21 protein-coding genes are annotated in these 24,314 nt (G+C 56.0%); 2 read left to right on the top strand and 19 right to left on the bottom strand.

The genetic code is table 11. From position 1 onward, the window contains the following. Positions 1–43: 43 nt before the first annotated feature. Together secA and secM are read right to left on the bottom strand one after the other, a co-directional pair. On the bottom strand, positions 44–2,755 hold the full coding sequence (secA, locus tag KGP17_RS03935; RefSeq protein ID WP_021179333.1) for a preprotein translocase subunit SecA: 2,712 nt from the start codon (positions 2,753–2,755) through the stop codon (positions 44–46). A gap of 89 nt (positions 2,756–2,844) precedes the next feature. After that, complete coding sequence (gene secM / locus KGP17_RS03930; RefSeq protein WP_059199743.1) at positions 2,845–3,378, bottom strand: secA translation cis-regulator SecM; 534 nt, start codon at positions 3,376–3,378, stop codon at positions 2,845–2,847. Between the two features lie 26 nt (positions 3,379–3,404). On the opposite strand from secM, the gene KGP17_RS03925 reads away from it, so the two are divergent. Beyond that, positions 3,405–3,932, top strand: a complete 528-nt coding sequence (locus tag KGP17_RS03925; protein WP_059199742.1) for a DUF721 domain-containing protein — start codon at positions 3,405–3,407, stop codon at positions 3,930–3,932. Between the two features lie 16 nt (positions 3,933–3,948). On the opposite strand, the gene lpxC is transcribed toward KGP17_RS03925, so the two are convergent. The 16 genes from lpxC to mraZ all read right to left on the bottom strand — a co-directional run bounded on the left by lpxC (position 3,949) and on the right by mraZ (position 21,776). Beyond that, the gene (gene lpxC, locus KGP17_RS03920; protein WP_021179330.1) at positions 3,949–4,866 is read right to left on the bottom strand and encodes a UDP-3-O-acyl-N-acetylglucosamine deacetylase; all 918 of its coding nucleotides are present in this window, start codon (positions 4,864–4,866) and stop codon (positions 3,949–3,951) included. A gap of 103 nt (positions 4,867–4,969) precedes the next feature. After that, on the bottom strand, positions 4,970–6,124 hold the full coding sequence (gene ftsZ / locus KGP17_RS03915) for a cell division protein FtsZ (protein WP_024483522.1): 1,155 nt from the start codon (positions 6,122–6,124) through the stop codon (positions 4,970–4,972). A gap of 74 nt (positions 6,125–6,198) precedes the next feature. Then, positions 6,199–7,455, bottom strand: coding sequence for a cell division protein FtsA (gene ftsA, locus KGP17_RS03910; protein ID WP_004950148.1), 1,257 nt, complete (start codon positions 7,453–7,455; stop codon positions 6,199–6,201). Continuing rightward, entirely contained in the window at positions 7,452–8,306 is an 855-nt protein-coding gene (gene ftsQ / locus KGP17_RS03905) for a cell division protein FtsQ (RefSeq protein WP_059199741.1), read from the bottom strand. The genes ftsA and ftsQ overlap by 4 nt, the downstream gene beginning before the upstream one ends. Position 8,307: 1 nt before the next feature. Beyond that, complete coding sequence (locus tag KGP17_RS03900; RefSeq protein ID WP_094982150.1) at positions 8,308–9,228, bottom strand: D-alanine--D-alanine ligase; 921 nt, start codon at positions 9,226–9,228, stop codon at positions 8,308–8,310. Next, positions 9,221–10,696: a UDP-N-acetylmuramate--L-alanine ligase gene (murC, locus tag KGP17_RS03895; RefSeq protein WP_024527168.1), complete on the bottom strand. Its 1,476-nt coding sequence runs from the start codon at positions 10,694–10,696 to the stop codon at positions 9,221–9,223. The genes KGP17_RS03900 and murC overlap by 8 nt, the downstream gene beginning before the upstream one ends. 54 nt (positions 10,697–10,750) lie before the next feature. After that, a complete protein-coding gene (gene murG, locus KGP17_RS03890) occupies positions 10,751–11,815 on the bottom strand; it encodes an undecaprenyldiphospho-muramoylpentapeptide beta-N-acetylglucosaminyltransferase (RefSeq protein WP_059199739.1) in 1,065 nt (354 codons plus the stop codon). A gap of 3 nt (positions 11,816–11,818) precedes the next feature. Continuing rightward, a complete protein-coding gene (gene ftsW / locus KGP17_RS03885) occupies positions 11,819–13,021 on the bottom strand; it encodes a cell division protein FtsW (protein ID WP_021179324.1) in 1,203 nt (400 codons plus the stop codon). Further along, entirely contained in the window at positions 13,018–14,337 is a 1,320-nt protein-coding gene (murD, locus tag KGP17_RS03880) for a UDP-N-acetylmuramoyl-L-alanine--D-glutamate ligase (protein ID WP_223498880.1), read from the bottom strand. Before murD ends, ftsW begins: the two co-directional genes overlap by 4 nt. A gap of 2 nt (positions 14,338–14,339) precedes the next feature. Next, the gene (mraY, locus tag KGP17_RS03875; RefSeq protein ID WP_021179322.1) at positions 14,340–15,422 is read right to left on the bottom strand and encodes a phospho-N-acetylmuramoyl-pentapeptide-transferase; all 1,083 of its coding nucleotides are present in this window, start codon (positions 15,420–15,422) and stop codon (positions 14,340–14,342) included. Then, on the bottom strand, positions 15,416–16,777 hold the full coding sequence (gene murF, locus KGP17_RS03870; RefSeq protein WP_059199737.1) for a UDP-N-acetylmuramoyl-tripeptide--D-alanyl-D-alanine ligase: 1,362 nt from the start codon (positions 16,775–16,777) through the stop codon (positions 15,416–15,418). The genes mraY and murF overlap by 7 nt, the downstream gene beginning before the upstream one ends. Then, positions 16,774–18,261 (bottom strand): UDP-N-acetylmuramoyl-L-alanyl-D-glutamate--2,6-diaminopimelate ligase, encoded by a 1,488-nt coding sequence (gene murE / locus KGP17_RS03865; RefSeq protein WP_059199736.1) that lies wholly within the window; start codon positions 18,259–18,261, stop codon positions 16,774–16,776. Before murE ends, murF begins: the two co-directional genes overlap by 4 nt. Next, positions 18,248–20,014, bottom strand: coding sequence for a peptidoglycan glycosyltransferase FtsI (locus KGP17_RS03860; RefSeq protein WP_059199735.1), 1,767 nt, complete (start codon positions 20,012–20,014; stop codon positions 18,248–18,250). Before KGP17_RS03860 ends, murE begins: the two co-directional genes overlap by 14 nt. Before the next feature lie 42 nt (positions 20,015–20,056). After that, positions 20,057–20,377 (bottom strand): cell division protein FtsL, encoded by a 321-nt coding sequence (ftsL, locus tag KGP17_RS03855; protein ID WP_021179318.1) that lies wholly within the window; start codon positions 20,375–20,377, stop codon positions 20,057–20,059. Further along, the gene (gene rsmH / locus KGP17_RS03850) at positions 20,374–21,315 is read right to left on the bottom strand and encodes a 16S rRNA (cytosine(1402)-N(4))-methyltransferase RsmH (RefSeq protein WP_021179317.1); all 942 of its coding nucleotides are present in this window, start codon (positions 21,313–21,315) and stop codon (positions 20,374–20,376) included. Before rsmH ends, ftsL begins: the two co-directional genes overlap by 4 nt. Positions 21,316–21,317: 2 nt before the next feature. After that, positions 21,318–21,776 (bottom strand): division/cell wall cluster transcriptional repressor MraZ, encoded by a 459-nt coding sequence (gene mraZ, locus KGP17_RS03845; RefSeq protein WP_025120486.1) that lies wholly within the window; start codon positions 21,774–21,776, stop codon positions 21,318–21,320. Between the two features lie 895 nt (positions 21,777–22,671). Here mraZ and KGP17_RS03840 point away from each other — a divergent pair. Further along, positions 22,672–23,112 (top strand): L-alanine exporter AlaE, encoded by a 441-nt coding sequence (locus KGP17_RS03840; protein ID WP_021179315.1) that lies wholly within the window; start codon positions 22,672–22,674, stop codon positions 23,110–23,112. A gap of 25 nt (positions 23,113–23,137) precedes the next feature. On the opposite strand, the gene cra is transcribed toward KGP17_RS03840, so the two are convergent. Further along, the gene (gene cra, locus KGP17_RS03835) at positions 23,138–24,142 is read right to left on the bottom strand and encodes a catabolite repressor/activator (RefSeq protein ID WP_021179314.1); all 1,005 of its coding nucleotides are present in this window, start codon (positions 24,140–24,142) and stop codon (positions 23,138–23,140) included. Positions 24,143–24,314 lie beyond the last annotated feature (172 nt).

Raw genomic sequence — 24,314 nt, 5'->3', positions numbered from 1 at the left:
CAGCATGCTGAGCCCTTACCGTTAACCGTTCACTACATCCGGCTTACTTTTGCAGGCGGCCGTGGCACTGCTTGTATTTCTTACCGGAACCGCATGGGCAAGGATCGTTACGCCCTACTTTACGTTCGGCAACAGCAGGAGCGTTCGGATCGGTGACCGCCAGGGCATTTTCTTCCTGGTGGCTCAGCTGTTGCTGGCGTGCCAGACGCTCTGCTTCTTCGCGGCGTTGCAGCTCCAGAGCTTCAACCTCTTCCGGCATGCGTACCTGAACCTTGCTCAACACGCTGATCACTTCATATTTCAGCGATTCCAGCATGGTGGCAAACATGTTGAAGGACTCACGCTTATATTCCTGCTTCGGATCTTTTTGCGCATAGCCACGCAGGTGGATACCCTGACGCAGGTAATCCATTGCCGCCAGGTGCTCTTTCCACAGGGAATCCAGCGTCTGCAGCATCACGCCTTTTTCGAAGTTGCGCATCATTTCGGCGCCAACAACCTCTTCTTTGCGCAGGTAATCTTCCTTCGCCTTCGCCATGATACGTTCACGCAGCGTTTCTTCGTGCAGCTCAGGCTCTTTATCCAACCACTCGGCGATCGGCATATCCAGATCGAAGTCGTTTTTCAGGCGTTCTTCCAGCCCTTTCACGTCCCACATTTCTTCCAGCGACTGCGGCGGAATGTAGCTGTCGATGGTGGTTTTGAACACGTCTTCACGGATACTGTTGATGGTTTCACTCACGTCGGACACGTCGAGCAATTCGTTACGCTGGCTGTAGATCGCACGGCGCTGGTCGTTGGCCACGTCATCATATTCCAGCAGTTGCTTACGAATATCGAAGTTACGGCTTTCAACCTTGCGTTGCGCATTGGCAATGGCTTTGGTGACCCATGGGTGCTCGATGGCTTCGCCATCCTTCATACCCAGTTTACGCATCATGCCAGAAACACGATCCGAGGCGAAAATACGCATCAGCGCATCTTCCATTGACAGGTAGAAGCGGGAAGAACCGGCATCACCCTGACGGCCGGAACGGCCACGCAGCTGGTTGTCGATACGGCGTGATTCGTGACGTTCGGTACCGATAATGTGCAAGCCACCAGCGGCCAATACGGCGTCGTGGCGAATTTTCCAGGCCGCTTTGATTTCGGCAATCTGCTCTTCTGTCGGATCTTCCAGATGGGAGAGTTCGCTCTGCCAGCTGCCGCCCAACACGATATCGGTACCACGGCCGGCCATGTTGGTGGCGATAGTTACCGCAGCAGTCTGACCCGCATTGGCCACAATATCCGCTTCCATGGCGTGGAATTTGGCGTTCAGAACCTTGTGTTCGATCCCTGCTTTGGTCAGCTCACGGGAAACCACTTCGGATTTCTCGATCGAGATAGTCCCCACCAGCACCGGCTGGCCGTTGGCAGTACGCTCACGGATATCTTCAATGATCGCCGCGATCTTCTCTTTTTCGGTCATGTAGACCAGATCCGGCATATCTTTACGGATCATTGGGCGGTTGGTCGGCACCACGATGGTATCGAGCTTGTAGATGGAGCTGAATTCGAAGGCTTCGGTGTCCGCTGTACCGGTCATACCGGCCAGTTTCTCATAGAGACGGAAGTAGTTCTGGAAGGTGATCGAAGCCAGCGTCTGGTTTTCGTTCTGGATTTCTACGCCTTCTTTGGCTTCTACCGCCTGGTGCAGACCATCGGACCAGCGGCGGCCCTGCATGGTACGGCCAGTGTGTTCGTCAACGATAATGACTTCACCGTCTTTAACGATATAGTCAACGTCGCGGGTGAACAGCACGTGGGCACGCAGCGCGGCGGTGACGTGGTGCATCAGCATGATGTTGGTTGGTGAATACAGCGATTCGCCTTCATCCATGATGCCCGCTTCCATCAGCATCTCTTCGATCATGATCAGGCCGCGTTCGGTCAGGTGAACCTGACGCGCTTTTTCATCGACTGAGAAGTGCCCTTCACCCTGGAAGGTGTCGGAGTCTTCTTTTTCCTGGCGGATCAGCTGTGGGATCAGCTTATTAACACGCTTATACATTTCTGAGCTGTCTTCGGCCGGGCCGGAGATGATCAGCGGCGTACGCGCTTCGTCGATCAGGATGGAGTCAACCTCATCCACCAGCGCATAGTGCAGCTTACGCTGTACGCGCTCTTCCGGGCTGAACGCCATGTTGTCACGCAGGTAGTCAAAGCCGTATTCGTTGTTGGTACCGTAAGTGATATCTGCGGCATAGGCTTCACGCTTGGCCGGAGCAGGCATACCAGGCAGGTTGATACCCACGCTCAACCCCAGGAACTCGAACAGCGGACGGTTGTTTTCGGCGTCACGCTGGGCCAGGTAGTCGTTGACGGTAACCACGTGCACACCACGGCCACTCAGGGCGTTCAGATAGGCAGGCAGGGTTGCGGTCAGGGTTTTACCTTCACCGGTACGCATCTCGGCGATACAGCGGTCGTTGAGCACCATCCCGCCCAGCAACTGTACGTCGAAGTGACGCATACCGAAGACTCGCTTACTGGCCTCACGCACTACGGCGAAGGCTTCCGGGATCAGGCTTTCCAGCACTTCGCCCTTTTTCAGACGCGCGCGGAATTCGTCGGTCTTGGCCTGCAGTTCGCTATCAGACAGTTTTTCCATGTCTGGTTCCATACGGTTGATCATCTCAACCGCTTTGCGCATGCGGCGCAGGGTACGATCGTTACTGCTACCAAAAACTTTGGTCAATAGTTTGATTAACATGATTCTTTATATCTCTTACGCGACGACACCATAATGGCCGTCAACAAGCTGTTGTGTTGTTTGTTTTTTTGCTGCCCTGAGGGCAAAGATTAGCCGAGGGCTGCAGGCCCGGCGCGAATACCTTGCACCTGAGCGAGCCACAGCCCGGCCTGATGCTGCGCCAAAGAAGGAACGATGGGGTGATGGGTATCACGAATGATAGTCGGTGGTTTTGGCTCGTGCGTCAGTAGCGCATTGAGCGTGGAGAGCAGGGCAAGCTGAGCCACCTGTAATGGCGGTTCAACCGCAACGGCCTCCGCTTCCTGCACTCGGGCATAGACGGCCTGAGGTGCCAGAGCAAAAGAGAGGTGACGAATGACGGTTCGAAGCGCATGCTGGTGCCAGTAATCAACGTTAAACGTTGGGCGACGATGCACTTCTTGCAGTAACGCCAGGCTGTTAAAGGCGTGACTGACGGAATTTTGCCGGTTAAGGCTGGACGAGGTGCTCGGTAATGCGCTTTGATCGACGGTGCCGGACAGATTTTGCGGTACGCCAAGCGTAGCCGCTACCATCCCCAACAGGAGATGAGGCCAGAAATAACGTCTGCCAAATTGTCGCCAACGATTTAGAATACCGATCACGTGTTTATTATCCGCCGGAGCCCATTATGCGCGATAGCCGTCCACAATTATTAGATATCCTGTTTGACGACGCGTCTGCAACAGAGAAAGGACCGCTGCATAACGTTCAGCAACGCGCTACCGCGCTACTGAAACTCAATCGTGCCGTGAAGGGGTTATTGCCCGCTCAGTTGCACCCTTGGTGCCGTGTCGCCAACTTCAGACAGGGTATTTTAGTGCTGGAAACCGCCAATGCCAGTTGGATGATGCGCTTACGCTATGAACAACCCAGCCTGCTATCCGCACTACGAGCGCAAATTCTACCATCTTTGTCTTCAATCGACATCAGGATTAATCCCTCGTTGATGGCAAAAGGCAGCAGCCAGGTACAAAACCACGGCAAAAGCACGGAAAATGGCCAGCAAGCAGAGGTGCCTATGCGTCATTTGAGCCTGGAAAGTGCGGATGCATTACGGGGATTGGCGGCGCAGAGCCCGGAAAAATTGCGCAAGATATTAGAACGACTGGCCGCGTTGGCAGGAGAGAGAGCCAACGAGACCGGTCGTAATAAGTAATTGACGTCTTGGCCGCTTAGGCCAGTACGGTTGACGGAGCCTTGAATGCCAACGGCATTTCGGCTTCATCCTGGAATGTCACGAATTCCCAAGCTTCCTGTTTCGCCAGCACGGCTTGCAGCAGCTTGTTGTTCAGCGCATGGCCTGATTTGTACGCGGTGAACGCGCCAATGATGTTATGGCCGCACATGAACAGATCGCCGATGGCATCCAGCATTTTGTGGCGCACGAATTCGTCTTCGAAGCGCAGGCCGTCTTCGTTGAGGACACGATAGTCATCCACCACAATCGCGCAATCGAAGCTGCCGCCCAGGGCCAAGCCACGGGACTGCAGATACTCGATATCACGCATGAAACCGAAGGTACGCGCACGGCTGATTTGGCGTACGAACGAATCGGCTGAGAAATCCAGACGATAGCGTTGGGTACTGGCATCAATCGCCGGGTGGTTGAAGTCGATGGTGAAGTCCAGACGGAACCCGTTATGCGGGGACAGCTCTGCCCACTTGTCGCCATCTTCAACACGTACGGTGTCTTTCAGACGCAGGAATTTCTTCGCCGAGTTCAGCTCTTCGATGCCGGCATCCAGCAACAGATAGACAAACGGGCTGGCACTACCGTCCATGATCGGGATTTCGGCAGCGTCAACTTCAATAATGATGTTGTCGATACCCAAGCCCGCCAACGCAGCATTAAGATGCTCAACGGTGGAAATACGCACGTCTGACTCATTCACCAGGCAAGTACAGAGCATGGTATCACGCACGGATTTTGCATCAGCCGGGAAATCAACCGGTGGATTCAAGTCAGTGCGACGATAGATGACCCCGGTATTAGCCGACGCTGGGCGCATTGTCAGCGTGACTTTCTTGCCGGTATGTAAACCGACACCCGTCGCCTGAACAATACGTTTTAATGTCCTTTGTTTGATCATCGTTTTATCTCGCAATGTTATCAATCCAACCAGCCCAGCATACAGCAAGGCCGGCGGGACAGTTTAGCACAAAGAGCGGAGATTCCAAATTATCAGCTTATTCCTAATCTGCCTGCTTGCGCAGGAAGGCCGGAATATCCAGATAATCAGGCTCTTTGTTTGGTTGCGCGCTCTGATCGTTTACCACCTTGGCGGCAGGTTTCACTTCCTGCTGCAGCGGTGACATACCATGCTGCTGGTAACGGTGATCCATCACTGGCTGGCTGGCCTGTTTATTGGTTACCAGGGTGATTTCAGGACGTTTGTCCATACCGATACCGGTCGCAACTACGGTCACGCGCAGTTCGTCGTTCATTTCCGGATCCAGCGAGGTACCGATTACCACGGTCGCATTGTCGGAAGCGAAAGCACGGATGGTGTTACCCACGGTTTCGAACTCATCCAGACGCAGGTCGAAGCCAGCGGTGATGTTGACCAGCACGCCACGGGCGCCGGACAGGTCGATATCTTCCAGCAGTGGGCTGGAGATCGCCATTTCCGCCGCTTCTTCGGCACGGTCTTCGCCACAGGCAACGCCAGAGCCCATCATCGCGTAGCCCATTTCGGACATCACGGTGCGCACGTCAGCAAAGTCGACGTTCATCAGGCCCGGACGGGTGATCAGTTCGGCAATACCCTGCACCGCGCCTTTCAGCACGTCGTTGGCCGCGCCGAACGCGTCCAGCAGAGAGATGCCACGGCCCAGAACTTTCAGCAACTTGTCGTTCGGGATGGTGATCAGCGAGTCCACGTGCTTGGACAGCTCGGCGATACCCTGCTCCGCGAATGCCATGCGCTTCTTGCCTTCAAAGTTGAAAGGCTTGGTCACCACGGCCACGGTCAGAATACCCAGATCTTTTGCGACTTCTGCCACCACTGGCGCAGCACCGGTACCGGTACCGCCACCCATGCCGGCCGCGATGAAGACCATGTCTGCACCTTCCAGGGCGGCGCGCAGGGCTTCACGGTCTTCTTCCGCTGAATTACGACCCACTTCCGGGTTCGCGCCTGCACCCAGACCTTTGGTAATACCGCTACCAATCTGGATGGTTTGGCCAACTGCCGTTTTACGTAGCGCCTGAGCGTCTGTATTAACGGCGAAGAATTCAACACCTTCGATGCGCTCGCGCACCATGTGTTCAACGGCATTGCCACCGCCACCGCCGACGCCGATGACTTTAATCACCGCGTCATTGGTTAGTTCCATTGGTTCAAACATAGTTTCTCTCCGTTTTGTGCCTGTCGCTGCGAGATCATAAAAAGATTACTCAGCATGATCTCTTTGTCTAAACATTAAAACTCTTTTCTCAGCCAGCTATTGATGCGTTTAAACCAATTGCCCACTGAGGCGCGTTTTTCTACTTCTGCCTCACCGCTCAGGTGAGACTCTTTTCCATAGTGCAGTAGCCCGACCGCTGTAGAATAGTAAGGCTCTTGCGCGTAATCCGTCAGACCCGTGATGTTCAAGGGTTGGCCGATGCGTACCTGGGTATGGAATACCCGTTGCGCACAGGCTGCCAGGCCATCAATCTGGGCGGCACCGCCGGTCAGCACAATACCCGCTGCCAGATGATGCTTCACCCCTTGCTGACGCAGTTGCTCCTGCAATTGCAATATTTCATCGTTAACCAGATTCAACAGTTCGGTGTAGCGCGGCTCAATCACTTCAGCCAATGTCTGTCTTTGCAGACTCCGAGGAGGCCTTCCCCCCACGCTAGGAACCTCAACACTTTCATCCTTGCTAACAATCGACCCAAGTGCACAACCGTGTCGAACTTTAATCGCTTCCGCGTCGGTCGGCGGCGTGCCGAAGGCGTAAGCGATATCGCTGGTGACCACGTTCCCGGCGTAAGGGATCACTTTGGTGTGGCGCAGAGCACCGCCGGTATACACCGCCATATCCATGGTGCCCCCGCCGATATCTACCACACAGACGCCGAGTTCGCGCTCATCTTCGGTCAGCACCGCATAGCTGGCAGCCAGACCGGCGAAAATCAGTTGGTCCACTTTCAGACCACAACGTTCCACTGCTTTGACAATGTTCTTGGCCATATCGTTATGGCAGGTGATCAGGTGGACCTTGGCCTGCATACGCACGCCGGATAACCCAACCGGGTTTTTGATGCCTTCCTGATAGTCGATGGCGTATTCCTGAGGGATAACGTGCAGGATGCGGTGTTCGTCGCGCACACGCACCGACTTGGCGGTATGCACTACGTTCTCCACGTCTTCCTGCGTCACTTCCTCTTCGGAGATCGGCACCATCCCGATCTCGTTCTGACAGCTGATATGCTTACCCGACAAGGCCAGGTAAACCGAAGAAATCTGACAATCCGCCATCAGTTCGGCCTGGTCGATAGCGCGCTGTACGCACTTGACTACCGATTCCAGATCGTTAACGCCACCCTTATCCATACCGCGAGACGGGCAACTGCCCACCCCGATAATGTTGACCATGCCATCGGGCAAAACTTCCCCTACCAATGCGGAGACTTTTGCGGTACCGATCTCCAGTCCAACTACCAGTTTTCTGTCCGTCGACTTGATCATTGTTGTTTTGCCTGTGCCTGATTCTGTTGCTGATTACTGTTTGGTCGATCGCCCATGGCTGCCTGCGGGTCGATAAACGCCGGAGCCCAGCCGACTGAGGCACCGGAGTCATAGCGTAAATCGACATAGCTGACGCGCTTGTTTTCCGCCTGCGCCTGCTGCAACAGCACCGGATAAAGCCCGATGAAGCGTTGCAAGCGACCCATGCGATCGTCACGTCCCAGTTCCAGCCGAACATCGTTATCCAAAGCCAACTGCCACGAATGGCGGGCCGTCATGGACGCCATCTTAAGCTGGTACTTGCTGGCTGCCAGCACGCCGTTCATCGCGCGGTAACCTTCCAGAACATCCTGTTCGCTGCCTTCCGGACCATAGAGCAACGGTAATTTCTGATTGCCCAAACGCTGTGCCGGAATGCTGAACGACTTGCCCTCGGCATCAACCATGTGCAAATCATTCCAATGCGCCACCGGGACATACTCCACCAGGTGGATTTTCAGCTCATCCGGCCACTGTTTACGTACGCTGGCCTGCTTGACCCACGGCAGACGCTCGATCTGCTGCTGGATGATGTCCACATCCTGCGTCATAAAGGTGCCCGGTGCTCCCAAAGCCAAGATCGCCTGGCGAACATCGTCGTTAGTGGTGAAATGGCGTTCACCGGTCAATACCAGCCTTGAGAGCGGCAGACGGCTGGCATCTTGCATCCAACCCACCACTACCCAGCCGCACCACAGAATGGTGCCTAGCACCATCAGCAGGAAAATCATCCCTGCCAGTTGGGTGCCATTGCTGCGGCGTGGGCCGTTATCCGCCTCGCGCTCGCGTGCATTCAGAGCCGCTTGCGACATCTCAGTCAGCCAACGCCAGAATGCCCGCAACCAACTGCGAGAAAGTTAATCCGGACTGCCGGGCCGCCATCGGGACCAGACTGTGGCTGGTCATGCCCGGCGAGGTATTCGCCTCCAGCAGGTAGAAGCTGCCATCACTGTCTTGCATGACATCAACACGCCCCCAGCCGCTGCAATCCAGCCCACGGTAAGCCCGCAGTGCCAGCGCAGCCATAGCGGCTTCCTGCTGTGCATCCAGGCCGCTCGGGCAAAAATACTGCGTGTCGTCGGAAATATATTTGGCCTGGTAATCGTAAAACACGCCAGCGGGCTGAATACGGATGGAAGGCAGCACCTGATCGCCCAGGATCGCCACGGTGTATTCCGGGCCGCTGAGCCATTTCTCTACCAGCACATCCTCATCATGACGGAAAGCCTCTTCCAGCGCCCCTTCCAGGGCTGCGCGTTCGGTCACTTTGCTCATGCCAACGCTGGAGCCTTCGCGGCTTGGCTTCACAATCAGTGGCAATCCCAAAGCTTCAATGGCGGCCAGCTGGCTTTGCCGATCGTCGCCCAGATACTGACGGCGGCTCAGCGCCACGTAAGGTGCCACCGGCAGCCCCATCGACTGCCATACCATTTTGCTGCGCCATTTATCCATGGTCAGCGCCGAGGCCATCACGCCGCTGCCGGTATAAGGCAACTGCAAAAACTCCAGCAGACCTTGCAATGTACCATCTTCACCGCCACGCCCGTGCAGCGCAATGAACACTTTGGTGAACCCCTGCGCTTTCAGCTCGGTGACAGGGAAGTCACGGGTATCGATGCCATGAGCATCAATGCCCGCTTCTCGCAACCCGGCCAGCACGGCCGCGCCAGATTGCAGTGAAACTTCACGTTCTGCGGAGGTACCACCCAGCAATACGGCGACTTTATCAGCCATGATGATCCTCCTCTTTGATCTGTGGTTGCAGTTTTAGTTCAGCCAGCCGGCGCGCGATTTTACCGACATTGCCAGCCCCTTGCACCAGCACCAGGTCGTCGCCTTGCAACAGCTGCGCCAACAGCGTTGGCACGGTATCCGCATCGGACACCAGGATCGGATCCAGTTTGCCGCGATTGCGAATGGTGCGGCACAGGCTACGGCTATCAGCGCCAGGGATCGGAGCTTCACCCGCCGGATAGACATCCAGCATCAGCAACACGTCAACCTGCGACAATACGTTGGCGAAATCGTCATACAGATCGCGAGTACGGGTATAGCGGTGCGGCTGGAAGATCATCACCACCCGCTTGGTTGGCCAACCGGCACGCGCGGCCTTGATGGTCGCATCCACTTCCGTTGGGTGGTGGCCATAATCGTCCACCAACATGGCACTACCCTGTTTTTCGTTCACCGCCGCCAATGGGAACTCCCCCAGGAAATCGAAGCGACGCCCCGTCCCCTGGAAACCGGCCAGCGCACGCAGAATGGCTTCGTCGGCAATGCCTTCTTCCGTCGCCACGGCAACCGCCGCCGCCGCGTTCAAGGCGTTATGGCGGCCCGGTGCATTCAGGGTGACCGTCATCAACGGCTTATCCTGACGGCTCAGGGTAAAGTGCCCCTGCGGCCCGATCTGGCTATAGCTCTCGATACGCACATCCGCATCCTCGCTAAAGCCGTAAGTGGTGATATGGCGACCCACGCGCGGCAACAACTCACGCACGACCGGATCGTCAATGCACATTACCGCACGACCATAGAACGGCAGGTTATGCAGGAAGGTGATAAACGTCTGCTTCAAATTCTCGAAGTCGCCATGGTAGGTATCCATATGGTCGGCTTCGATGTTGGTGACAATCGCCACCATCGGTTGCAAATGCAGGAACGACGCGTCGCTCTCATCCGCTTCCGCAATCAGGTAACGGCTAGAGCCCAAACGCGCGTGGGTACCCGCCGCTTTCACCAGCCCACCGTTAACAAACGTTGGGTCAAGACCGGCTTCGGCGTAAATACTGGACACCATCGCCGTGGTAGTGGTTTTACCGTGCGTACCGGCGATGGCAATGCCATGGCGATAGCGCATCAGCTCGGCCAGCATTTCTGCCCGCTGGATCACCGGAATGCGCGCCTCGCGGGCTGCGACGATCTCCGGGTTGTCTGCCGGGATAGCGGTCGAAACCACTACCACGCTGGCATCCAGCACGTTTTCTGGGCGGTGATGGAAGTAAATCGTTGCCCCAAGCTCACTCAACTGCTGGGTGACCGGGTTCGGCGCCAGGTCGGAACCGCTGATCTGATAACCCTCGTTGGCCAACACCTCGGCGATACCACCCATGCCGGCACCACCGATGCCAACAAAGTGAATGTGCCGGACGCGTCGCATCTCGGGCACGAAAGTACGTAGTTTCGCCAATTGTTGTGTATTCATCACTTCTCTATCTATCAGGTTCGATTTAGCTCAACAGGGGTAACCCCGACGGCCTTACAGGGCTGCACGAATAATTTCTGCCGCCACGCGTTCTGTTGCATCCGGGATCGCTACCGCGCGGGCCTTTTCGGCCATCTTCAACAGCGTTGGGCGATCCCAGCTTGCCAGCAGTTCCGCCACGACATCGGCAGTAAACTGCGGTTGTTCGATAATTTTGGCCGCACCGGCCTCTTCCAGAGGGCGCGCGTTCCAGTATTGCTGACGATCTTTGTGCTGGAACGGCACAAAAATGGCCGGTAATCCCGCCGCCGCCACTTCGCTGACGGTCAGCGCGCCAGAACGGCACACCACCACATCCGCCCAGGCGTAGGCCTCTGCCATATCATCAATAAACTCGGTCACCTTGTGCCCGGTCTGCCCTACCCTCTCGTAGTCCTGCAGTACCGTTGGCAATGCGCCCTTACCTACCTGATGCCAGAGGACTATTCTATCGCCCAGCAGCGCGGCGACTTCAGGAACTGTCTGATTCAGCACGCGCGCACCTTGGCTACCGCCGATAATCAGCACACGGATTGGCCCTTCACGCCCGTTCAGACGCTCGGCAGGTAGCGGCAGCGCCAACACATCGGTACGTACCGGGTTACCCACGACGTCCGCATTCGGAAACGCCCCTGGGAACGCCTGTAACACTTTCTTGGCAATCCTTGAGAGCCAGCGGTTAGTCAGGCCCGCAATGCCGTTCTGCTCATGCAGCACTACCGGGATACCACACTGCCAGGCAGCCAAACCGCCAGGGCCGGAAACGTAACCGCCCATCCCCAGCACCACGTCCGGCTGATAACTACGCATGATCGCTTTCGCCTGGCGCACCGCCTGCCAGATACGCACCGGTGCGGTCAACTGAGCCTTTAGGCCTTTGCCACGCAGCCCGGAGATGCGGATAAAATCAATCTCGATCCCGTGCTTTGGCACCAGATCGGCTTCCATTCGGTCTGCGGTGCCGAGCCAGCGAACCTGCCAGCCCTGCGCCATCAGATGATGCGCGACCGCCAGCCCCGGAAACACGTGCCCGCCGGTACCGCCTGCCATCACCATTAAACGCTTAGCTTTACCGCTCATCCGCTACCTCTTCACAAACGCCTGCGCTTTGGTCAGGCGCGTTTCATAATCAATTCGCAGCAACAGCACGATCGCCGTCGACATAATGATCAGGCTCGAGCCGCCGTAACTTATCAGTGGCAAGGTCAAGCCTTTGGTTGGCAACATCCCCGCTGCCGCACCGACGTTCACCAACGCCTGGAAACTGAACCAGACACCGATCGAACATGCCAGAAAACCGGAAAATCGCTGGTCTATCTCCAACGCCCTGCGGCCTATCGACATCGCGCGAAAAGCGACGAAGAATACCATTAACAGGGCCAAAACCACACCGATATAGCCCAGTTCTTCGCCCAAAATGGAGAAGATAAAGTCGGTATGCGCCTCGGGTAAATACTCGAGTTTCTGTACCGAGTTGCCCAGCCCTTGCCCCCAGAACTCGCCGCGGCCAAACGCCATCAGCGACTGGGTTAGCTGGTAACCACTGCCAAACGGATCGGCCCATGGGTTCCAGAACGAAGTCACACGGCGCATACGGTAAGGTTCCGCGATAATCAGCAGCCCCACGGCAAACACGCCCGATCCGATGATCGCCAGGAACTGCCACATCTTTGCCCCGGCCAGAAACAGCATCGCCAGCGTGGTGATAAACAGCACCACCACCGTCCCCAAATCCGGCTGGGCCAGCAGCAGCACCGCTAGCACCACCATCACACCCATTGGCTTACAGAAGCCCCAAAAGTTGCTGCGGACTTCCTCTACCTTGCGCACCAGATAGCTCGCCAGGTAGCAAAACAGCGACAACTTGGATAATTCAGCGGGCTGGATACGCAACGGACCCAGTGAAATCCAGCGTGAAGCCCCGTTTACCGAGCTACCAACCACCAGCACCACCAGCAACAAGACTATCGATAACAGCAGCATGACGTTGCTATAACGCTGCCAAACGGCCATCGGGATACGCAGTGTTACCAACGACAGGCCGAACGCCAGGCCAAGGTAAAGTGCATCACGCTTGGCAAACAGGAACGGATCCTCTGCCAGGCGCTGGCCGATAGGCATCGAGGCCGACGTCACCATCACAAAACCAACAATCGCCAGGCCAAAGGTCAGCCACAGCAGGGTACGGTCATACAGCACCATGCTGCTCGTATCGCTTTCACGCGATCCCATCACCCAGTCTTTCAGCTTGTTGGTCAGGCCGAACGTCGGCACCCGTAGTCTCATCCGCCCAGCTCCTGTGCCAGACGGGCAAACTCGTTGCCACGCACTTCAAAATTACGGAACTGATCCAGGCTGGCACAGGCCGGTGACAACAGCACCATATCGCCTGATGTCACCTGGCGGGCAATGGCCTGCATCGCCTGCTCCATCGTTTCTGTCTGCGTGGCTACTTCCGGACGCAGCTGTGCCAGCTGTGCGCCATCGCGGCCAAAGCAGTACAAGCGCACGTTGTCACCTTGCAGATAGCGCGCCAGCGGCGAGAAGTCCGCAGACTTGCCATCACCGCCCAACAGCAGATGCAGCATGCCCTTAACCTGCAGGCCGTTCAGCGCCGCCTCGGTGCTGCCGACGTTGGTGGCTTTGGAATCGTTAATCCAGCGCACGCCATTGTGTTCCCACACCAGTTGGAAACGGTGCTCCAGGCCGGTAAAGGTCGTCAGCGCTTTCAGGCTGGACGCACGCGGCAGCTTGACGGCATCGGCCAGGGCCAGGGCCGCCAACGCATTGGTAAAGTTATGGCGACCGGTGAGCTTCATCTCGCTGGTATTGAGGACTTTCTCACCATTCACCCGCAGCCAGATTTCGCCCTGCTGGCGGTTGAGGTGGTAGTCCCCTACGTCGGCACCAAAGCTGACACAGCGCTCATCAGCACCGCGCACCGGCATGGTCAGCGCGTCGTCCGCATTCACTACACAGACTTGGGCATTTTCATAGACGCGCAATTTGGCGGCACGGTATTGCTGCAGGCCAAATGGATAGCGATCCATATGATCTTCGGTCACGTTCAAAATGGTTGCCGCTGCGGCATGCAGGCTGTGAGTGGTTTCCAATTGGAAGCTCGACAGCTCCAGCACGTACAGTTGGCACTCCTGACGCAGCAGGCTCAGCGCTGGCAGGCCGATATTGCCCCCAACGCCCACGGCCCAACCAGCGGCCTTGGCCATTTCGCCCACCAGCGTGGTGACGGTGCTCTTGCCGTTGGAACCGGTGATCGCCACAATTGGCGCCTGGGCTTCACGGCAGAACAGCTCAACGTCACCGACGATCTCAACCCCGGCATCGGCGGCAGCGCTCAAAGCCGGAGTCGCTAATGCCATGCCTGGGCTAGCCACAATCAAATCCGCAGACAACAACCATTCCTGGTTCAGAGAACCCAGATGACGTTCAACGCTCTCGGGCAGTTGATCCAGGCCCGGTGGCGAAATACGGGTATCCATAACCCGCGGCGTCACGCCACGGATCATAAAGAAATCAACGCAGGAAAGGCCGGTAAGGCCCAACCCGATGATGACCACTTTTTTACCCTGATAATCCACCATAATCAGCGCACCTTCAGCGTCGCCAGGCCAATCAGCACCAGCATCAGCGAAATAATCCAGAAGCGCACGATCACCCGTGGTTCTGGCCAGCCTTTCAATTCATAGTGATGGTGGATCGGCGCCATGCGGAAAATACGTTGCCCGCGCAGCTTGAACGATCCCACCTGCAGGATCACCGACAGCGTTTCAACCACGAACACGCCGCCCATGATCAGCAACAAGAACTCCTGGCGCAGCAGCACGGCGATGGTACCCAACGCTCCGCCCAGTGCCAGTGAACCCACGTCACCCATAAACACCTGAGCCGGGTAGGTGTTAAACCATAAGAAACCTAACCCTGCCCCGACGATCGCGGTGCAGACGATGACCAACTCACCGGCATGACGCAGATACGGAATATGCAGGTAGTTGGCGAAGTTCATGTTACCGGTCGCCCAGGCCACCAGCGCAAAGCCCGCCGCTACAAACACGGTTGGCATGATCGCCAGGCCATCCAGCCCATCGGTCAGGTTGACCGCGTTGCTGGTGCCGACAATCACGAAGTAGGCCAACGCCACGTACAGCAAGCCCAACTGCGGCATGATGTCCTTAAAGAACGGCACAACCAGCTCGGTGGCTGGCGTGTCTTTTCCTACGGCATACATGGCAAAGGCCACGACCAGGGCAATCACCGACTGCCAGAAATATTTCCAGCGGGCAATCAACCCCCGAGTATCTTTGCGCACCACTTTGCGATAGTCATCGACAAAGCCGACGATGCCATAACCCACCAGCACGAACAGCACGCACCACACGTAAGGGTTGGACGGATAGGCCCACATCAGCACCGAAATGGTGATGGAGGTCAGGATCATGATGCCGCCCATGGTCGGCGTGCCGCGCTTGCTAAAGTGCGATTCTGGCCCATCGTTACGCACTACCTGACCAAAGGACATTTCCTGCAGGCGTTTGATCACCTTCGGCCCCATCCACAGGGAAAGGAACAGCGCGGTCAGCAGGCTGACAATGGCCCGGAACGTCAGATAAGAAAAGACGTTGAAGCCTGAGTAATATTTGACCAAATGTTCGGCCAGCCAAACTAACATGGTGCTTTCTCCTGTAACGCGCGTACTACCTGCTCCATTGCGGCACTACGTGAACCTTTGATTAACACGGTAATTACCGCATGTGCTGAGAGTAGTTCCGCTACGCGCGCGGTCACTGCTGTTTTATCCTGATAATGTTCACCGTTACCGGCGGCAGAGCTCAATACCTGGCTCAGCCCACCCACGCTGATGACTTTATCAATACCGGCCAGACGGGCAGCTTCACCCACCTGGCGATGACACTCTTCGGCCTCTGCACCCAACTCGGCCATATCGCCAACGACCATCACGCGATAACCTGGCATTTCTGCCAACACCTGCGCCGCTGCCGTCATGGAGCCGACGTTGGCGTTGTAGCTGTCATCGAGCAACAGCTTGCCTTGCGCCAAGGCGATCGGGAACAAGCGCCCAGGCACCGCCTGAAGCTGTTGCAAACCTGCACTCACGGCGGCCAGCGTAGCGCCAACCGACATCGCCAGTGCTGCTGCCGCCAACGCATTCGCCACGTTATGGCGGCCCGGCAATGGCAACTCAATCGCCACCGTGCCGAACGGGCTGTGCAGGGTGAAGTGAGTCACGCTCCCTTTCACCTGGATATCGCTGGCAAAGAAATCCACAGATTCCGCAGCCTGGGGAGAGAAACGCCAGACTGTCTTACCCTGTAACTGCGCCTGCCAATGCGGCCAGTCGTTGCTATCGGCGTTGAGGATCGCCACGCCATCCGCCGGCAAACCGGCAAAGATTTCGCCCTTGGCCTGCGCAACGCCTGCCAGTGAGCCAAAACCTTCCAGATGGGCAGCGGCCAGATTATTCACCAGCGCGCTCTGCGGTTGCGCCAAAGCGGTGGTATAGGCAATCTCACCGATATGGTTGGCACCCAGTTCAACCACCGCAAAATCATGCTGCGGCTCTAAACGCAGCAGCGTTAGCGGCACGCCGATCTCGTTATTGTAATTCCCGGCGGTATGCAGCACTTCGCCACATTCACGTAAAATGGCCGCGGTCATCTCTTTCACCGAGGTCTTGCCCGATGAACCGGTCAGCGCCACCACTTTGGCTGGCACCTGCTGACGTACCCAGGCGGCAAACTGCCCCAGTGCCAGACTGGTATCTTTCACCACCAGTTGCGGAGCCTCCACCAATAAGCGCTTACTTACCAGCAAAGCGCCTGCGCCAGCGGCGACAGCATCGGCGGCAAAGTCGTGAGCATCGAAACGCTCGCCTTTCAGGGCCACAAACAGGCAACCTGCAGTGACCTGACGAGTATCCCTCGTCACTTCGGTAATGATGCAGTCGGTGCCGATCAGCTCGGCATCCAATACCGCCGCCAGCGTCTGAAGCGAGACCGGGATCATGCCAGCACCCCCAGCAAACGTGCGACGGTGGTGCGATCGGAGTAATCCAGACGACGGTTACCCACCAGTTGGTAATCCTCGTGACCTTTACCCGCCACCAGTACCACATCCTGCTCTTTGGCTTGCATGATGGCGCTGGTCACGGCTTCGGCGCGCCCGTGGATCACCTGTACATGCCCGGCATCCAGCAGCCCGGCCAGAATATCCTTGATGATGGCCTGCGGTTCTTCGGTGCGCGGATTGTCATCCGTTATCACCACCCGGTCGGCAAACTGTTCGGCAATGCCACCCATAAGTGGGCGCTTACCTCTATCACGGTCGCCACCGCAGCCAAACACGCACCACAGTTGCCCTTGGCAATGCAGGCGAGCGGCTTCCAGCGCTTTTTCCAGCGCATCCGGAGTGTGGGCATAATCCACCACCACCGTCGGCTTGCCTGGCGCATTGAAGACTTCCATCCGGCCACAGACCGGCTGCAGCTGATTGGCCGTGTTAACCAGTTTCTCAAACGGGTAACCGAGTGACAGCAGCGTTGCCAATGCCAGGATCAGGTTACTGACGTTGAAGGCCCCCATCAGGCGGCTTTCGATCTCGCCGTTGCCCCAGCTTGAGCTGAAGTGGATGGTGGCACCGTTATCGTGATACTCCACCGCGGTGGTTTTCAGCCAGCGGCCATGACAGCCAGGCTGCAAATTGTCCTGCATGGTGACGGCCACCGCGTCTGGCAGTTTGGCCAGCCAACGCTGCCCGACTTCATCGTCGGCGTTGATGATCGCCTGACCAACGTCGTGGCCAGCAAACAGTGACCATTTGGCCGCTTCGTAGCTGGCCATATCACCGTGGTAATCCAGGTGATCGCGGCTCAGGTTGGTGAATACGGCTGCGGCAAAGGGTAAAGCCGCCACGCGGTGTTGCACCAGGCCATGAGAGGAGACTTCCATCGCGGCCAAGGTGGCCCCTTGCTGCGCCAGATCGTTAAGCACGTGCTGCACATCGACCGCAGAACCGGTGGTATTTTCCGTTGGGCAAACCTGGCCTAACAAACCGTTGCCCACGGTGCCCATCACGGCGGCAGTTTCGCCCAACAGTTGGCTCCACTGGGCTAACAGTTGGGTGGTGGTAGTTTTACCGTTGGTCCCCGTCACGCCAATCAAGCGCAGACGTTCGGCAGGCTGATGATAGAAACGCCCGGCTAACGCCGACAGGCGCTGGCCAAGTTGGCTCAGGTAAATCACCGGCACGCCGTGCATTTCGCAAATTTTACCGTCTTCAGCTTCGCCTTCCGCTTCGGCGATAACGGCGGCAACCCCTTGGGCGATGGCTTGCGGAATATAGCGGCGTCCATCCGTTTGATGGCCAACTACGGCGACAAACAGATCCCCGGCAGCCGCAATACGGCTGTCTAATATCATTTCCCGCAGCGCGCGCTCGGGTGCCGTTGGCACCCACGGAGCGAGTAAATCGCGCAAATTACGATCGGCCACCTGAACCCTCTTTGTTATTAATCACTAATTCGCTTTTGTCACCGGTGGGCAACGCATCTGGCTGAACGTTCATGATCCGCAGCGCGCCCCCCATGATGGCACCAAACACCGGCGCGGAAATTGCACCACCGTAGTATTTCCCACCCTGTGGGTCGTTGATGACCACCACCAGAGCAAAACGAGGCTGGCTAGCTGGCGCCACCCCCGCGGTATAAGCGATATATCGGTTGACGTATTTACCATCCGGCCCGACCTTTTTGGCGGTACCGGTTTTAATGGCAATACGATAACCCTTGATGGCGGCTTTCACCCCACCACCGCCCGGCAAGGCGACGCTTTCCATCATGTGCACTACCGTACGCACGGTAGCCTCAGGGAAGACGCGTTCACCGGCAACCGGAGGGTCAACCTTGGTGATCGACAATGGGCGATAAACGCCCAGGCTGCCGATCGTGGCATAGACTCGCGCTAACTGTAACGGGGTTACCATTAGCCCGTAGCCGAAAGAGAAGGTGGCCCTCTCTATGTCAGACCACCGTTGTTTTTTTGGGTATAAGCCACTGCTTTCTCCGACCAGCCCCAAATTGGTCGCTTTTCCCAGCCCAAAACGTGAGTAAGTATCTACTAACGCTGAGGACGGCATCGCTAACGCCAGCTTTGAAACACCGACGTTACTCGACTTCTGCAAGATCCCGGTCATGGTCAGTTCCGAATAACGCGCCACATCTTTGATTTCATGGCCGTTAATGCGGTAAGGAATGGTATTGAGCACGCTATTTTCTTTCACTACGCCGCGCTGCAACGCCGTCATTACCACCATCGGTTTCACGGTAGAACCAGGTTCAAAAATATCGGTAATGGCACGGTTACGCATGGTGTCTTTCGGCGTATCGGCCATATTGTTCGGGTTGTACGATGGGCTGTTGGCCATCGCCAATACTTCGCCGGTGTTCACGTCCACCAGCACTGCGGTACCAGACTCCGCCTTATTGAAGGCGACGGCGTTATTCAATTCACGATAGACCAACGCCTGCAGGCGTTCATCGATGCTCAATGCCAGATTGTGCGCCGCCTGGCTGTCTACCGAGGAGATGTCCTCGATCACTCGGCCATAGCGGTCTTTACGTACTGTTCTTTCGCCCGGTTGGCCGGTCAGCCAGCGATCAAAGCTCTTTTCGACTCCTTCGATCCCTTCGCCGTCAATGTTGGTCACGCCGATGATATGAGAAGTAACCTGGCCAGACGGGTAGTAGCGGCGCGATTCCTGGCGCAGGTAGATGCCAGGCAATTTCAGCTTGTGGATGTAATCACCAATCGCCGGGTTAACCTGCCGGGCCAGATAGACAAAACGCCCCTTCGGATTGGCATTGATACGATTGGAGAGCTGATCGAGCGGAATTTGCAACGCGTCGGACAGCGCTTTCCAGCGCGAATCCAGCGTAATACCCCCGCGTTCGTTCAACTCTTTCGGATCGGCCCACACGGCATTCACCGGCACGCTCACCGCCAGCGGTCGGCCATAGCGGTCGCTAATCATGCCGCGAGCGGTGGGAACCGACTGCACGCGTAACGAACGCATGTCGCCTTCTTTCACCAACCGATCCGGATTGATCACCTGCAAATAAGCCACACGCAGCATCAGCCCAACCAGCGCCAACAGAATACAGCCGCACAGCAACGCAAAACGCCAGCTGACAAAGCTGGCCTGATCTTCCTGGCGTTTCAACTTCTTACCGGGACGTACTGCTTTCATGCGTTAGCTAATTGCTCCGTATCGTGACTTCGGCTAAACCACTCATGGCTTGACAATAATAATTTCCTGCGATGGATCAACGTGTTGCATCTGCAGTTTTTCGGTGGCGATACGCTCTACGCGGCTGTGATCGCCAAGGGCATTCTCTTCCAGGATCAGGTTGCGCCATTCGATATCCAGCGCATCTCTCTCCAGCACCAACTGTTCGCGCTCGGCGGTCAGCAGGCGGGTACGGTGCGCGGTGGTCACCACAAACACGGCGGAAACCAGCGCGGCAATCATCAAAATCAGCGGGATCTTGGCGTTACGCAGCAGATCGCCTCCGATGACGCCAACTAAACCGTGGCGCTCATTACCAATCACGCAGGCATCCTCTCGGCAATACGCAGTACGGAACTGCGCGCCCGTGGGTTTTCCGCCACTTCAACATCACCTGGCTTCATTTTGCCCAAGGCTTTCAGCGTACGGCCGCCCATTTCACGCAACTGCGCTTCGGTTAGCGGAATTCCTGCCGGAACCTGGGCACCACGGCTGTGGTGGCGCATAAAGCTTTTGACGATACGGTCTTCCAACGAATGGAAGCTGATGATCGACAGGCGGCCTTCTGGTGCCAACACGGCTAATGCACCGTCCAGCGCACGCTCGATCTCTTCCAGCTCGCTGTTGATGTAGATACGGATCGCCTGGAAACTGCGGGTTGCCGGGTGTTTATGCTTATCACGGAACGGGCTGGCATGGGCGATCAGCTCGGCCAGTTCCTTGGTACGGGTCATCGGCTCTACGCGGTTTCTTTCTACGATGGCGCGGGCGATGCGTTTGGCGAAGCGCTCTTCACCGAAGGTTTTCAGCACCCAGGCAATATCGTCGGCTTCCGCTTTCATCAACCATTCGGCGGCGGATTGGCCGCTTGAAGGGTCCATACGCATATCCAGCGGGCCGTCACGCATAAAGGAAAATCCGCGTTCTGCGTCATCCAACTGAGGGGAAGAAACACCCAAGTCGAGCAATACGCCGTCGATCTTGCCCACCAGTTCCCGTTGCTGCACATAGTCAGCCAAATCGGAAAACGGTCCGTGGATGATAGTAAAACGTGGGTCTGCAATAGATTGAGCTGCGGCAATTGCCTGCGGATCGCGATCGATAGCCAACAAGCGTCCTTCCGGCCCCAGTTGGGACAAGATCAGACGAGAATGACCACCGCGACCAAAAGTACCGTCGATGTAGATGCCGTTACTGCGAATATTGAGACCCTTCACGGCCTCATCCAGCAATACGGTCGTATGTTTATAATTTTCCAGCATGCTTATAGTGACAAGTCCTGTAGCCGCTCAGACAACGGTTCCTGAGTGGATTGTTCCGCGTCAATATCATCCTTGACTTGTTGATACCAGGTCTGTTCATCCCACAGTTCAAACTTGTTGAACTGCCCGACCAGCATCACTTCTTTAGTAAGCCCGGCATGTTGGCGTAGCGTATTGGCTAACAGCAACCGGCCGGCATTATCCATCTGACACTCGCTGGCATGGCCCAACAGCAAGCGCTGGACGCGGCGCTCGGCGGGATTCATGCTCGACAGACGGGACAACTTTTGCTCGATGATTTCCCATTGAGGTAATGGATAAAGCAGCAGGCAGGGCTGATGGAGGTCAATGGTGCAAACCATTTGGCCTTGCGATTCCTCATTCAGTAAATCCCGATAACGGGTTGGTACGGCGAGCCGTCCTTTACTGTCGAGGTTGACCAGCGTTGCCCCACGAAACATACCTGAGCTACCCCCTCGTGACCCTTTTCACCACTTTACACCACAAATTCCCACATAAGGGAGTTTACGGAGGGTATGAAAACCTTGTCAAGCCAGAGCAAGAGCGGTTTGGCAATATTTATAGGCATATTCTGGAGGCTGGCTCACGAAAGGAACGCTATTTATTGCATGAATATAAATTAACATCATGATTAAAGAGGAGAATTTTCTAAGCGGAAAGAGTGTGATTAAAATAAACACAAATTGACGATTAAATAACTCATTATGTCCTTCTGCAATCCAGGTCTCACTTTTCAACATCGCTCTCGGCGGGGACAACCCCACCGCATCCCGCATCGGTCAAGGCTTGGCCGCAAGCCGCCTGCCAGCAGGGAAATGCGATAAGCCCTTGAGTTAATAACACTCAGCGAGTATTTCGCTGCCAACGGCGCGCTATTTTACTTCAATTATTCCGTCAAAGAACAACCCAAAGATAAAATAAATGGCGAAGCACTGGCTCAAGCCGCTAATTATGATTCAAATCAAAATGGTAAGATTATTCTCAAAACACCTATTTACAATTCATCTGGATTTTTTTGCGACTTTAGGAATATACGTAAATTTAGTGAGCCTATCGCTAAATCAGCCGCAAAACCGTCATCTCACCGTCGCCACATAATCATAACGCACTGTTAATAATGATAATTTCTACAACTGCAATTTTAAATTCCTGCTTTACGCGCTTTCCCCCCTATTGTCAGGATAAAAATCACCCAAATGTTAAAAATAAAAATTTTAAGCCACTTATAACAATCAATGCAGTCAAGTAGACTACTAAATAGCACAAAGGTCAGTTAATAACACCTAATTAACATTAACAAACAACATATTAACCGATAAATTCAGGGATCGTGTCATGTCTAGAGCCGTTTCACCATGGCGCAGCGCTGCCGCCGATACTTTTGCGCTGGTGGTGTACTGTTTTATCGTCGGGATGGCGATTGAAATACTGATTTCGGGCATGAGCTTTAGCCAATCGCTCTCCTCCCGGGTGGTATCGATCCCCGTCAATATCCTGATCGCCTGGCCCTACGGCCGCTACCGCGATTTCTTTATCGCCACCGCACGCCGCAGCCCACGCGGGCAGTTTTTGCTGCGTAACCTGGCCGATCTGTTGGCTTATGTCAGTTTCCAATCGCCGGTTTACGCAGCCATTCTGTGGAGCGTGGGTGCTGACGGCCAGCAGATCCTGGCCGCGGTGACCAGTAATGCGGTGATCTCAATGGCGATGGGCGTGGTGTACGGCTATTTTCTGGAATATTGCCGCAGGCTGTTTCGCGTGGTGGGTTACGTTTAGGGGCCGAATGACGGCCCCTTGAAGATTACTTGCGGCTCAGGCTACCGCGGCGGAACAGGTTACGGCGAATGCGCGTCATACCCGGTTTGGGTTTACGCGGTTCATCCAGGCTGGCAAGCACCAGTTCCAGCACCCGCTCGGCAACATCACGGTGCCGCTGGGCCACGGCAAGCACTGGGCACTCCAGGAAATCCAATAGCTCATGATCACCAAAGGTGGCAATTGCCAGATCCGCCGGTAAACGCCCACGCTGTTTCAGCGTTACGTCCATCACGCCCTGCAACAGCGAGAATGAGGTGGTAAACAGCGCCTGTGGCATCGGATGGGTTTTCAACCATTCAGCGAACAGTACGCCAGCTGCTTCACGTTCATAGCTGTTGGCATACAGATAATCCACCTGCCGCTCATCATCCTGCCAGGCCTGACGGAACCCCTGCTCACGCAAGAAGCTGACCGAAAGCTCAGGCAAAGCCCCCAGATACAACACCGACTTGGCGGGGAAAGTGCGTAACTCCTGCGCCAGGGCAAAGGCGTCTTCCTGATCGGCCCCCACCACGCTGATAAAGTGTTCACGATCCAGAGCGCGATCCAATGCAATAATCGGGAAAGGATCGTTAGCCCAGCGTTGATAGAAAGGATGCTCCGGCGGTAACGCCGTGGAGACGATGATCGCATCGACCTGGCGTTGCAGCAGGTGCTCAATACAGCGCATTTCATTATCCGGCTGATCTTCCGAGCAGGCGATCAACAGTTGATAACCGCGCTGACGCGCCTGGCGTTCCAGGTAGTTGGCGATGCGGGTATAGCTGGTATTTTCCAGATCCGGGATCACCAGGCCGATAGAACGAGTGCGGCCTGCACGCAGCCCTGCCGCTACGGCATTCGGGTGATAATTGTGCTCCCTGACCACGGCCATCACTTTTTCGACGGTTTTATCGCTGACACGATACTGCTTCGCCTTGCCGTTGATGACATAACTGGCCGTAGTGCGCGAAACGCCTGCGAGACGCGCGATTTCATCCAGTTTCACGTTAACCCCTTTAAATGACTCTCAAAATGACAATGGATCCTGTGGCGTTGTTTACCCCACGCTTTCAATGTACGGCTAAGCATGCAGCGAACCGAAAGCGGAAGGGTAATGAGTAACCATGATAGTCACTATGGTTATTCAACCCGTAATGGCGATCTAACAGCAGAAAACA

The organism is Serratia sp. JSRIV001 (assembly GCF_019968745.1).
GTDB classification, from domain to species: Bacteria; Pseudomonadota; Gammaproteobacteria; order Enterobacterales; family Enterobacteriaceae; genus Chania; species Chania fonticola_B.
This window is presented reverse-complemented; position numbering and strand designations above follow the sequence as displayed.